Source organism: Streptomyces sp. NPDC037410 (genome assembly GCF_055602235.1).
Genome location: NZ_JBVJWR010000032.1, coordinates 27,715 through 39,195, shown reverse-complemented (window position 1 = coordinate 39,195; position 11,481 = coordinate 27,715). Strand labels below are relative to the sequence as shown.

The window sequence follows — 11,481 nt, the reverse complement described above, 5'->3', positions numbered from 1 at the left end:
GTCGTGCCCGGCGTGTACCCGCCGACGTGGATCTGGACGGGGAGGGAACGTCCCATGAGCGTTTCCCCCCGGGGACGGCGGAACGCACCGGCCCCCGGGGCGGGGCCACGGTCGGCGGGTTGTCCGCCGCAGGCCGCGCCGCCCCGGGGGCCGGGTGGCGGGTGGCTCGGGTGCGCGAGGTCGGGCCGGGAGGGGGTGGTCGGACCTGTCGCTGCCCCGGAGCCGGGGTCAGACCTGGAGGTCCGGCCCTATCCGATTGCGCACCGCCGTCTGGACCTCGACCTCTTCGGCCGGGTCCGCGGCGAGGCGGCGCAATCGTTCGGCGACGCGCACGTCACCGGTCTCGGCGTGCTGGGCCGCGACCTCGCGGGTGGTCTCCTCGCAGTCCCAGAGGCATTCGACGGCGAAGCCGGTCGCGAAGGTGGGGTCGGTGGCGGCGAGGGCGCGGGCCACACGGCCGCGCAGCTGGGAGGAGGTCGTCTCGCGGTAGACGTGGCGCAGCACGGGCGCCGCGCAGGCGATGCCGAGGCGCCCGGCGCCGTCGACGAGGAAGGCGAGCTCGGGGGCGTCGGGGCCCTCGGAGCGGATGGTGCCGCGCAGGGCACCGAGGACGAGCGCGGTGTCCTGGGCGGTGCCGCGGCAGGCGAGGACCTCGGCGGCGGCGGTCCCGAGGGCGTCGGTACGCCGGACCCACGCGCGGGCGCGGGCGACGGCGTCCTCTCCGCACATCCGCCGGTAGGCGGCGACGGCGGCGTCGGCGGCCTCGCGGGAGTCGCCGTCGGCGGCGGCCTCGACGAGGTCGAGGACGGCGGGGTCCCGTGCCTCGGCGAGGTGGTGCAGGGCGGCACCGCGGGCTCCGGGCGCGCCGTGCCGGGCGGCGGTGAGGATCTCGGGCCGGTCCTCGGGTCCGGCGACGGCGGTCAGGCAGCGGGCGGCGGGCCCGTAGAGCAGGGCTCCGCGCTCGTACCCCTCCTGCGCCCAGTCGAGGACGGCCTTGACGCTCCAGCCGGGGCGGGGCCCGGCGGGGCGCATCTGGCGCTGCCAGCGGTCGAAGGAGCCCTGTTCCCGGGCGGCCTTGACCCGGGCGCCGACGGCCTCGCGCGGGTCCTCGGCCCACAGCCGCCAGGGCCGGGGCTCGAAGGCGTCGCGGACGGTGCGCGCCAGTTCGGCCTCGCCCTCGGGGTCGGCCGGGAAGCGGGCGAGTACGGGCAGGGCGAGCGCGCGGAGTCCGGCGTCGTCGTCGCGGAGGGCCAGCTCGTCCAGGGCCCAGGCCCAGTTCGCGCCGGTCGCGGCGTACCGCCGGAGGAGCAGCAGGGCGTCCTGGCGCCCGTAGGAGGCGAGGTGCCCGAGGACGGCGAGCGCGAGCCCGGTCCGGGACTCCTCGGTGTCGAGGTGGTCCTCGGCACCCAGGAGGTGCGCCTCGATCTCTTCCAGGCCGCCGTGGAGGTCCAGGTAGAGACGGGCGTAGTAGAGGGAGCGGTTCTCGACCTGCCAGTCGTGGCGGGGGTCGTCGAGAACGCAGCGGTTGAGGGCCGCGAGGGCCTCGGCGCGTGGTGCGGCGAGTGCGTGCAGGGTGCCGTCGCCGCGGCCCCGCTGCAGCAGGCCGAGCAGGGTGCCGCTCGGCGCTATGACTGGATCGAACATGGAAGACGCCTCACATCAAGCTGTCGACACGACCGGGGGATACCGGGGGGAAGCCGGTCGGGCGGTACATCGCCCGTACGCCTAGGCCGTGCGGCAACATTCGGGGCCGCCCGTCGTCGTGATTCGCCTGCCAGTGCCCATCTTCCTCAGCCTCTCGTCGGTGGCCCGTTTTGCCGGGCCCGACGTCATGATGACCCACCCATTTCGCCACCGCGACCACATTTACGACGCCGCTCCCACCTGGGGTTCAACCGCCGTTCACCTGGCTCCGAAGAGCTCCAGGAGTTCGGTCTTGCCGAACATGCGGGCGGTGTCGAGCGCGGACGGAGTGCCGGCCTCCGGATTTGCGCCGGCGGCGAGGAGGGCGCGGATCACGGCGTCCTCGCCCTTGAAGACGGCGCCGGCGAGCGGGGTCTGGCCGCGGTCGTTGGCGCGGTCGGCCTCGGCGCCGCGCTCCAGGAGGGCGGTGACCGCGGCGGCGTGGCCGTGGTAGGCGGCGAGCATGACGAGGGTGTCGCCCTTGTCGTTGGTGAGGTTCGCGGGGACGCCCGCGTCGAGGTAGGCGGCGAGGGCGTCGGCGTCACCCGTGCGGGCGAGGTCGAAGACCTTGGACGCCAGCTCGATGACCTCGGGGTCCGGAGTCTCGCTCATCGGGTGGGACCGCCTCTCTCCTGCGTTGTCGACCGGTGCACGGCAAGCGCGGCCGTACGAGTGAATCGACAGGGTACTGCCCGTCCGGCGACATGACCTCGCCCGACCGAGGCAAAGATCACGACATCCGATACCGGCCCCCACCCCTAGCGCATGCCGGGTATTTCGCCACCCGGAGCGGCGTCCGCCGTCCGCCGGTCAAGTGAAATCACCCGTTTTTCACTCTAATGCACCTTTAGTCACATAGATACTTGCTGTGAACCTGGAAGGACTCATGGTGACTGTCCCCTCAACCAGGAGATCAACCAATGATCCTGTCCATGTCAGGCGTGGTCCTGCTCGGCATCATCTGCTTCCTGTTCTTCAAGAAGGACGGGATGAAGGCCTCGCACGCCCTTGTCAGCGCGCTGTTCGGCTTCTACCTCGCGGGCACCGCCATCGCCCCGAGCATCACGGCGGGTGGCCAGAGCCTCGCCGGCCTCCTGGGCGGGATCAAGTTCTGACGCCCTCCAGTCCCTTCCACCGATTCAGGAGTACTTCGTGGCCCGGCGACCACTCCCCCGCATTCTGAGCAGCGGCAGCGCACAGATCGCTCGCAGTCGAGAGATCGCGCGCACGGCCGCCGACAGCGCCACCGACGTGCTCCATCCGCTGATCACGGTCTCCCGTGGTCTGCGGAAGCTGGCCGCGACCGCGCGCGCCAAGTGGGCCGCGACCCCGAAGGAGCGGCGTGGTCCCACGCTGCTCCTGGTCGCGGGCTGCGTCCTGGTCATCGCGCTCATGCCGTACGGGCCGCTCCTCGCGCTCGTCCTGCTCATGGCCGTGGCCGCCTGGATGGGCCGAGAACGCCCGGTCGTGAAAACCGGGCCCGACGACGCGGAGATCGCGAAGCTCAAGGGCCTGTACGAGGCCCTCGTGCCGTACTTCTCCGTACCGGAGGACCCCGCGCCGCTCTTCGCCCACGGCGGCGAGTGGAGCGGCGCGTTCGGGGACCACGCCTTCGACGAGGACGGGCGGCTGACCCGGCTGAAGATCGCCTACCCCCCGTACTTCGCCGACGGCGAGCCGGCCGCCCGCGCCCGCGTGGAGCAGCTGCTGCACGCCAAGTCGGGGCGCGGCCGCGAGTACCTCTTCGACTGGGACGAGGAAGGCAACCGGCTCGTCATGAGCGTGCTGCCCGCCCTGCCCACCACCATCGCCGCCCAGCGCTTCGTCACCGTGCCGGGCGAGACCGTCCTCGGCTTCACCGACGCCGACGCCGTGCAGCGGACCGTGCCCGTCGTCTCGGCGGACGGTACGGAGGACGCGCCGGCCGTCGTCTGGCGCACCGGTCCCCGCTCCACGGAGCCGCACCTGCTCGTCGTCGGCCAGCCCGGCAGCGGCACCACCTCCCTGCTGCGTTCGATCGCGCTCCAGGCCCTCCCGGACGGCGACGTGGTGATCGTCGAGGGCGGCGGCACCGGCGAGTACGCGTGCCTCACCGGGCGCGCCGGCGTCCTCGCCGTCGAGTGCGGGCTCGGCGGCGCCCTCGCCACCCTGGAGTGGGCGGCGCACGAGACGGAGCGGCGGCTGATCGCCGCGAACCGGGCCGCCCAGGCCGGGCAGCCCGCGCCCGAGGACACCCGCCGCCCGCTGTGGATCCTCCTCGACCGGCCGGGCGTCCTCGGCCAGCTGGCCGCCGCCGACGGCCGCCCCGACCCGCAGGAGCTGCTCCAGGTGCCGCTGCGGCACGGGCGCGCGGCGCAGGTCACGGTGGTGGTGGCCGAGCAGTTCGACAGCACGGACACGCTGAGCGAGTCGGTACGGACCCACACCAGGGCCCGGATCGTCCTCGGCCCGGCCGCCCCGGAGCAGATCGCGGCCGTCCTCGGCGCACGGCCGCACACCACGCCGACGCCCGAGGTCCCGGCGGGCCGCGGCTACGCGCGCCTGGGCACCGGTCCGGTCCTGCGGATCCAGGTGCCGGCGACGCCCGACCCGTACGACGACGCGACGAACGAGGCGCAGCGCCAGGCGGTCCTGGACCTGCTCCCGGAGCGTACGGTCACGGCCCCGGCCGTGCCCGCGTCCCCGCCCATGGTCACGGTCAAGGCCCCGGCCGTGGTCACGTCCCAGGACACGGTCTCGCTCCCGGCCGCCGCGGTGGAGACGGTCACCGGCTCGGCCCCCGAACCGGCCCCGGCGCCCCGGGCGGAACCGGACTCCGGCACCCCGTTCCACACCCCGGTCCCCGCGGAGGGCTGAGGACGTACGAAAGGGTCCCCACGCGCGCGCGTGGGGACCCTTTCGTACGTCCGCGTCAGCGGGTCTCGCCCCGCGCGACGAAGCAAGCGGGGCACGCCCTCTGCCACGAGGTGAGCGGGTCAGGCCTTACGCCACGAACGACCTCGGCGGTTCCGTTCCCCCGCTGCCCGCGCCGGACTCGACCAGGCGGGCCGCGGCGGCAAGGCGCACGGCCGCCTCGTCGGCGACCGGGCCGCCGACGGTGAAGGGCAGCCGGACGAAGCCCTCGAAGGCGCCGTCGACACCGAACCGGGGCCCGGAGGGGACGCGGACGCCGACCCGCTCCCCCGCCTCGGCGAGCCGGGAGCCGGACAGGCCGCCGGTGCGGACCCAGAGGGTCAGACCGCCGCGCGGCACCGCGAACTCCCAGTCCGGCAGCTCCCGGCGGACGGCGGCGACGAGCGCGTCCCGGTTCTCCCGGGCCTGGTCCCGGCGCAGGTTCACGGCCTCCTCCCAGCCGCCCGTCCGCATGAGCCAGTTCACGCCGAGCTGTTCGAGGACCGGGGTGCCGAGGTCGGCGTACGCGCGCGCGGCCACCAGGGAGCGGATGACGTCGGGCGAGGCCCGGACCCAGCCGATGCGCATGCCCGCCCAGAAGGCCTTGCTGGCCGAGCCGACCGTGAGGACGGTGGCGCCCGCCGGGTCGAAGGCGCAGACCGGCCGGGGCATCTCCAGGTCCTCGTCCAGGCGCAGTTCGGTCATGGTCTCGTCGACGACGAGGACCGTGCCGGCCGAGCGGGCCGCCTCGACGAGCTGCCGCCGCTGGTCCTCGTCGGCGAGCGCGCCGGTCGGGTTGTGGAAGTCGGCGACGACGTACGCGAGGCGGGGTGCCGCGTCCCGCAGCACCTGACGCCAGCGGGGCAGGTCCCAGCTGCCGAGACCCTCGGCCATGGCGACGGGCACGAGCCTGGCGCCGGCCGAGCGCATCAGCTGGAGGATGTTCGCGTACGAGGGGGACTCGACGGCGATCCGCTCGCCGCGCCCCGCGAAGAGGTGGCAGATGGCGTCGATGGCACCCATGGCGCCGGTCGTGACCATGATCTGCTCGGGCATCGTGGGGATCCCGCGCGCGGTGTACCGGTCGGCGAGCATCTGCCGCAGCGCGGGCAGCCCGGCCGGGTAGTCCCCGTGCGTGTGGGCGTAGGGCGGCAGCTCCTCCAGGGCGCCCTGGACGCCCCGGGTGAGCCAGGGCTCGGGCGCGGGCAGGGCGGCGCAGCCGAGGTCGATCATCGAGCCGAGGGCCTCGGGCGGCAGCGGTTCGAGGCCGCGCGCGGGCAGCGGGTTCCCGGCGGGCACGGCGGTCCAGCTGCCGGCGCCGCGCCGCGACTCCAGGAAGCCCTCGGTGCGCAGGGCCTCGTAGGCGGCGGCGACCGTGGTGCGGCTGACGGTGAGCGCGAGGGCGAGTTCCCGCTCGGCGGGCAGGCGGGCGGCGACCGGTACGCGGCCCTCCAGGACGAGCAGCCGGATGCCGTCGGCCAGGGCGCGGTAGGCGGGCGGCTTGCGGGCGCCGGGTCCGGCGGGCCGGGGCTGCTGCGCCTGGAGCTGCCGGGCGAGCTGGGCCGGCCCCACCGCCGAAGTCCACTGAGCCATGGAAATCAGTCCACCTTCCTCGAATTGGCCATGGTTGACATCCGATCTCCCGCCACAGAGTGTCATGAGTCAGTCCACTACCACCACCTTGGGGGGCAGTTCCTTGTCCATCGCCTCCGGTCCCCGCGGCCGGCACCTCGCCCGTCGGCTCGTCCAGCTGTACGTCGGGCTGACGCTGTACGGGGTCAGCTCGGCGCTGCTCGTGCGCAGCGGGCTCGGCCTGGAGCCCTGGAACGTCCTCCACCAGGGTCTCGCCGAGAAGACCGGGCTGACCATCGGCGTGGTGTCGATCGTCGTCGGCGCGGTGGTGCTGCTGCTGTGGCTGCCGATCCGGCAGCGGCCGGGGCTCGGCACGGTCTCGAACGTGTTCATGATCGGTCTGGCGCTGGACGGCACCCTGGCGCTGGTCCCGGAGGTCCACGGCCTGGTGGGGCAGGTGGCGCTGCTCGTGCTCGGCATCGTCCTCAACGGGGTCGCGACCGGCCTGTACATCGCGGCGCGGTTCGGGCCCGGCCCGCGCGACGGTCTGATGACCGGTCTGCACCGGCTCACCGGCCGGTCGATCCGGCTGGTGCGGACGGCGATCGAGGTCGCGGTGGTCGCCACCGGCTTCCTGCTCGGCGGCTCGGTGGGGGTCGGCACGGTGCTGTACGCGCTGGCGATCGGACCGCTCGCCCAGTTCTTCCTGCGCTGGTTCGCCGTCCCGGAGCCCGCCTCCGAGACCGCCGCGCACACCCCGGAGCCGCACGCCGGCAGCGTCCCGGTCGCCACCGGGACACCGGAAGGCGCCATACTGCGGCCGTGACTCGCGTACGCCACCCCTATCTCGACCATCCCTCCCCCCTCGCCTTCGCCCATCGCGGCGGCACGGCGAACGGCCTGGAGAACACCGCGGCCGCCTTCCGCCGGGCCGCCGCGGCCGGCTACCGCTACTTCGAGACCGATGTGCACACCACGTCCGACGGGGTGCTCGTCGCGTTCCACGACGCGACCCTCGACCGGGTAACGGACGCCTCGGGCCGGATCCGCGACCTGCCCTGGGCGGCGGTGCGGGAGGCCCGGGTCGCCGGGAAGGAGCCGCTGCCGCTCTTCGAGGACCTCCTGGAGGAGTTCCCCGAGGCCCGCTGGAACGTGGACCTGAAGGCGGAGCCGGCCCTGGCCCCGCTGATCGACCTGATCCGCAGGACCGGCGCCTGGGACCGGGTCTGCGTGGGCTCCTTCACCGAGTCCCGGGTGGCACGCGCGCAGCGCCTCGCCGGCCCGAAGCTCGCCACCTCGTACGGGGTGAGCGGGGTCCTCGGCCTGCGGCTGCGCTCCTGGGGGATCCCTGCGGCGCTGCGGGCCGGAGCCGTGGCGGCTCAGGTCCCGGAGCGGCAGGCCGGGGTCCCGATCGTGGACCGCCGGTTCGTGCGGGAGGCGCACGCGCGCGGACTCCAGGTCCATGTGTGGACGGTGAACGATCCGGCGCGGATGAACTCTCTCCTCGACCTGGGAGTCGATGGCATCATGACCGATCACCTGGAGACGCTGCGCGGCGTGCTCACCGACCGGGGAGCGTGGGTCTGAGCCGCGTCCCGGCCACGGGAACGAACGAGGGGGGCGTGGCCTTGACCGCAGACACCATGGAGCCGGAGGAGTACGCCTCCGATCCCGCCGAGCGGCGGCGCGAGCAGAGGGGCTGGTACTTCTACGACTTCGCGTGCTCGGTGTACTCGACGAGCGTGCTCACCGTGTTCCTGGGGCCGTACCTGACCTCGGTGGCCCGGGCGGCCGCCGACGCCGACGGGTTCGTGCACCCGCTGGGGATCCCGGTGCGGGCGGGCTCGCTCTTCGCGTACGCCGTGTCCGCCTCGATCGTGGTCGCGGTCGTGGTGATGCCGCTGGTCGGCGCGGCGGCGGACCGTTCGGGCCGCAAGAAGCCGCTGCTCGCGGCGTCGGCGTACCTGGGGGCGACGGCCACGGCGGGGATGTTCTTCCTGGCGGGCGACCGCTATCTGCTCGGCACCTTCCTGCTGATCGTGGCGAACGCCTCGCTGTCGGTCTCGATGGTGCTCTACAACGCCTATCTGCCGCAGATCGCCGAGCCCGACGAGCGGGACGCGGTCTCCTCGCGCGGCTGGGCCTTCGGGTACACGTCCGGCGCGCTGGTCCTCGTCCTGAACCTGGTCCTCTACTCGGCGCACGACTCCTTCGGCCTCACGGAGGGCGAGGCGGTCCGCATCTGTCTGGCCTCGGCCGGTGTGTGGTGGGGTGCCTTCACCCTCGTGCCGCTGCGGCGGCTGCGTGACCGGCAGGTCCGCCCTGAGGGGGCCGGACGGGCCGGCGAGGGCGCGGTCGGCAGCGGCTGGGGCCAGCTGCGGGCGACCCTGAAGGACATGCGCCGGCATCCGCTGACGCTCTCCTTCCTCCTCGCGTACCTGATCTACAACGACGGCATCCAGACGGTGATCTCGCAGGCCTCGATCTACGGCTCGGAGGAGCTGAGGCTCGACCAGACGACGCTGATCACGGCGGTCCTGCTGGTCCAGGTCCTCGCGGTGGCGGGCGCCCTCGGGATGGGGCGACTCGCCCGGTCGTACGGTGCCAAGCGGACGATCCTGGGCTCGCTGGCGGTCTGGACGCTGATCCTGGCGGCGGGCTACTTCCTGCCGGCCGGCTCGCCGGTGTTCTTCTACTGGCTGGCGGGCGCCATCGGCCTGGTCATGGGCGGCAGCCAGGCGCTGTCGCGCTCGCTGTTCTCGCATCTGGTGCCGCGCGGCAAGGAGGCGGAGTACTTCTCGGCGTACGAGATGAGCGACCGCGGGCTCAGCTGGCTGGGTCCGCTCGTGTTCGGTCTCGCGTATCAGCTGACCGGAAGCTATCGGGATGCCATCATCTCCCTGGTGATCTTCTTCGCCGTCGGCTTCACGCTGCTCGCCCGGGTCCCGGTCCGGCGCGCGGTCGAGGCCGCGGGGAACCCCGTACCCGAGCGGATTTAGACGTGGCGAGGAAAGGGCGGTAGTGTACGCGTTTGGCCTGCCAGGCGGACCGTTACTGCGTGCTGCTTTGGTGAAGACACCGGGTCACATCTGCCGCCAGATGTGACAAAACGGGCACTGGTGGGTACAACAAGGGGCGGCACGACGGGCGACGCATGACCCGGAACGGGAATCTTCACCGCCGACCGGACGTTGACCGGATAACGACGACAGCGACACCTGTCCTGTGGGCGACAAGCCCGGGAGGCACGATTCATGAGTGAGCGAGCTCTTCGCGGCACGCGCCTCGTGGTGACGAGCTACGAGACCGACCGCGGCATCGATCTGGCCCCGCGCCAGGCGGTGGAGTACGCATGCGAGAAGGGACATCGTTTTGAGATGCCCTTCTCGGTCGAGGCGGAGATTCCGCCCGAGTGGGAGTGCAAGGTCTGCGGAATCCAGGCACTCCTGGTGGACGGGGACGGACCCGAGGAGAAGAAGGGCAAGCCTGCGCGTACGCACTGGGACATGCTCATGGAGCGGCGCACCCGCGAGGAGCTGGAGGAGGTCCTCGCCGAAAGGCTGGCCGTCCTGCGTTCCGGCGCCATGAACATCGCCGTACATCCGCGCGACAGCCGCAAGTCCGCCTAGCGGACCGCTGCACCACAACGCCGCGGGGCCCGGTACACGATCTGTGTACCGGGCCCCGCGGCGTTCCCGTGCCCCGGCCCCACACGCGCGTGCCCCGGCCCCCTCTCGGGAGAGGGAGCCGGGGCACGTGCGACGGATCAGGGCGTCAGGGGCGGGCGCGATCCCTCGGCTCGGGAAGGCCCCTGGGGCGCGTCCTGGCGGATGACCTCACCCGGCACCACCTTGCCGTCCGGCCGGTGGATGCGGGCCTGCTGGAAGGCGTCCTGGAGGCTGCCGGGAGCTGCGGCGCTCATCCGGCGCTCGACCGCCTTCTCCGCGTACCGCCCGAGGAAGGAGCGGACCTGCGGGATCAGCAGGAGCAGACCAGCCGCGTCCGAGAGCAGGCCGGGGATCATCAGGAGCAGGCCGCCCAGCATCAGGAAGCCGTTGCGGTCGTCCGCGCCGGCCCGGTCGGCGGGCGCGGGCGCCACACCCGTCTGCGCGGCCGCCTGGGCCTCCTTGAAGGTCGAGGTGAGGTTGCGGAAGGCACGGCGGCCCGCCCGCTTGACGACGGCGGCGCCGAGCACGGCACCGCCGACGAGCAGGGCGAGGACGGTGAGTCCGCCCGCCGCGTTCGCCACCACCGTGAGCAGCCAGATCTCCAGGACCAGCCAGGCGGCGACGCCGAGCGGAAGGTACGTACGCGCGCGTGAGCGCTTGGGGGCGAGGGGAGGCGGTGCGCCGGTCGTCATGATGCCCAGTGTGCCTGGCGCCCCGCCGGAACGTCGTAAAGAAGGGATCAGTACGAAGGGTCGGTGCGGAGGGTCGGTACGGACGTCAGGAGGACTTGCGGCCGAGCAGCTTGCCGACCTTCTCCGCCCGCGCCGTCAGGCCCCAGCCGGTGACCCGCCACAGCGCCTCGACGACGATGTTGCGGCTCATCTTGGAGTCGCCGATCTCGCGCTCCACGAAGGTGATCGGGACCTCGACGACGTGGAAGCCGGCGGCGATCGCGCGGCGCGCCAGGTCGACCTGGAAGCAGTAGCCCGCCGAGGCAACGTCCTCCAGGCCCAGGCCCTCCAGGGTCTCCTTGCGGAAGGCCCGGTAGCCGCCGGTGACGTCGCGGATCGGCACGTCGAGCATCACGCGCGAGTAGAGGCTGCCGCCCCGGGAGATGAACTCGCGGGACTTCGGCCAGTTCACGATCCGGCCGCCCGGCACCCAGCGGGAGCCGAGGACCAGGTCCGCGCCCTTGAGGGCGGTGAGCAGCCGCGGGAGCTCCTCGGGCTGGTGGGAGCCGTCGGCGTCCATCTCGACGAGGACGCCGTAGCCGTGCTCGATGCCCCACCGGAAGCCGGCGAGGTAGGCGGCGCCGAGCCCCTCCTTGCCCTTGCGGTGCAGGACGTGCACGTGATCGTCCTCGGACGCGATCTCGTCCGCGAACTTGCCCGTGCCGTCGGGGCTGTTGTCGTCCGCGACGAGAACGTGCGCCTCGGGTACGGCTTCCCGCACCCGCGCGACGATCGGCTTGATGTTCTCCGCCTCGTTGTAGGTCGGAATGATCACCAAGGCCTTGCCGAGCGGGCCGTAACGCCTCTGGCCACCGTCGTTCACTACTGCCCCTTCGGATACATACGCAGACCCCCACCATAGCGAGGTCCCCGGCGCGCTCCGGCGCGGCGGGTCGGGTGGTCCGGGTGACAGACCGGACGGAAGGGACCCACGG

11 protein-coding genes are annotated in these 11,481 nt (G+C 73.1%); 6 read left to right on the top strand and 5 right to left on the bottom strand.

Annotated elements, in window-relative coordinates; all coding sequences use genetic code 11:
- Positions 1 to 228 precede the first annotated feature (228 nt).
- On the bottom strand, positions 229 to 1,644 hold the full coding sequence (locus ACZ7HT_RS34660; protein ID WP_471173397.1) for a HEAT repeat domain-containing protein: 1,416 nt from the start codon (positions 1,642 to 1,644) through the stop codon (positions 229 to 231).
- Between the two features lie 258 nt (positions 1,645 to 1,902).
- Positions 1,903 to 2,295: an ankyrin repeat domain-containing protein gene (locus ACZ7HT_RS34655; RefSeq protein WP_471173395.1), complete on the bottom strand. Its 393-nt coding sequence runs from the start codon at positions 2,293 to 2,295 to the stop codon at positions 1,903 to 1,905.
- A gap of 308 nt (positions 2,296 to 2,603) precedes the next feature.
- Between ACZ7HT_RS34655 and ACZ7HT_RS34650 the strand changes: the two genes are divergently transcribed.
- Together ACZ7HT_RS34650 and ACZ7HT_RS34645 are read left to right on the top strand one after the other, a co-directional pair.
- A complete protein-coding gene (locus ACZ7HT_RS34650; protein ID WP_352024406.1) occupies positions 2,604 to 2,798 on the top strand; it encodes a hypothetical protein in 195 nt (64 codons plus the stop codon).
- 37 nt (positions 2,799 to 2,835) lie between these two features.
- Positions 2,836 to 4,539 carry a hypothetical protein gene (locus ACZ7HT_RS34645; protein WP_471173393.1) on the top strand — a complete coding sequence of 568 codons (1,704 nt, stop codon included), beginning with the start codon at positions 2,836 to 2,838 and terminating at the stop codon, positions 4,537 to 4,539.
- Positions 4,540 to 4,665: 126 nt separating this feature from the next.
- Here ACZ7HT_RS34645 and ACZ7HT_RS34640 read toward each other — a convergent pair whose 3' ends face one another.
- A complete protein-coding gene (locus ACZ7HT_RS34640; protein ID WP_471173391.1) occupies positions 4,666 to 6,168 on the bottom strand; it encodes an SCO1417 family PLP biosynthesis transcription factor in 1,503 nt (500 codons plus the stop codon).
- Positions 6,169 to 6,232: 64 nt separating this feature from the next.
- Between ACZ7HT_RS34640 and yczE the strand changes: the two genes are divergently transcribed.
- From yczE to ACZ7HT_RS34620, 4 genes are all read left to right on the top strand, one after another.
- On the top strand, positions 6,233 to 6,973 hold the full coding sequence (gene yczE, locus ACZ7HT_RS34635; protein WP_471173389.1) for a membrane protein YczE: 741 nt from the start codon (positions 6,233 to 6,235) through the stop codon (positions 6,971 to 6,973).
- The gene (locus tag ACZ7HT_RS34630; protein WP_471173387.1) at positions 6,970 to 7,734 is read left to right on the top strand and encodes a glycerophosphodiester phosphodiesterase; all 765 of its coding nucleotides are present in this window, start codon (positions 6,970 to 6,972) and stop codon (positions 7,732 to 7,734) included. The genes yczE and ACZ7HT_RS34630 overlap by 4 nt, the downstream gene beginning before the upstream one ends.
- A gap of 56 nt (positions 7,735 to 7,790) precedes the next feature.
- On the top strand, positions 7,791 to 9,146 hold the full coding sequence (locus ACZ7HT_RS34625; RefSeq protein WP_471173453.1) for an MFS transporter: 1,356 nt from the start codon (positions 7,791 to 7,793) through the stop codon (positions 9,144 to 9,146).
- Between the two features lie 255 nt (positions 9,147 to 9,401).
- On the top strand, positions 9,402 to 9,776 hold the full coding sequence (locus tag ACZ7HT_RS34620; protein ID WP_015032218.1) for an RNA polymerase-binding protein RbpA: 375 nt from the start codon (positions 9,402 to 9,404) through the stop codon (positions 9,774 to 9,776).
- Positions 9,777 to 9,913: 137 nt separating this feature from the next.
- Here ACZ7HT_RS34620 and fxsA read toward each other — a convergent pair whose 3' ends face one another.
- Positions 9,914 to 10,507 (bottom strand): FxsA family membrane protein, encoded by a 594-nt coding sequence (gene fxsA, locus ACZ7HT_RS34615; RefSeq protein ID WP_471173386.1) that lies wholly within the window; start codon positions 10,505 to 10,507, stop codon positions 9,914 to 9,916.
- Between the two features lie 85 nt (positions 10,508 to 10,592).
- On the bottom strand, positions 10,593 to 11,369 hold the full coding sequence (locus ACZ7HT_RS34610) for a polyprenol monophosphomannose synthase (RefSeq protein WP_086824078.1): 777 nt from the start codon (positions 11,367 to 11,369) through the stop codon (positions 10,593 to 10,595).
- Positions 11,370 to 11,481 lie beyond the last annotated feature (112 nt).

Excerpts from the sequence above, each read along its gene's own strand:
- ACZ7HT_RS34660 (WP_471173397.1), bottom strand. The coding sequence starts at position 1,644 with ATGTTCGATCCAGTCATAGCGCCGAGCGGCACCCTGCTCGGCCTGCTG.
- ACZ7HT_RS34655 (WP_471173395.1), bottom strand. The coding sequence starts at position 2,295 with ATGAGCGAGACTCCGGACCCCGAGGTCATCGAGCTGGCGTCCAAGGTC.
- ACZ7HT_RS34650 (WP_352024406.1), top strand. The coding sequence starts at position 2,604 with ATGATCCTGTCCATGTCAGGCGTGGTCCTGCTCGGCATCATCTGCTTC.
- ACZ7HT_RS34640 (WP_471173391.1), bottom strand. The coding sequence starts at position 6,168 with ATGGCTCAGTGGACTTCGGCGGTGGGGCCGGCCCAGCTCGCCCGGCAG.
- yczE (WP_471173389.1), top strand. The coding sequence starts at position 6,233 with ATGAGTCAGTCCACTACCACCACCTTGGGGGGCAGTTCCTTGTCCATC.
- ACZ7HT_RS34625 (WP_471173453.1), top strand. The coding sequence starts at position 7,791 with ATGGAGCCGGAGGAGTACGCCTCCGATCCCGCCGAGCGGCGGCGCGAG.
- ACZ7HT_RS34620 (WP_015032218.1), top strand. The coding sequence starts at position 9,402 with ATGAGTGAGCGAGCTCTTCGCGGCACGCGCCTCGTGGTGACGAGCTAC.
- fxsA (WP_471173386.1), bottom strand. The coding sequence starts at position 10,507 with ATGACGACCGGCGCACCGCCTCCCCTCGCCCCCAAGCGCTCACGCGCG.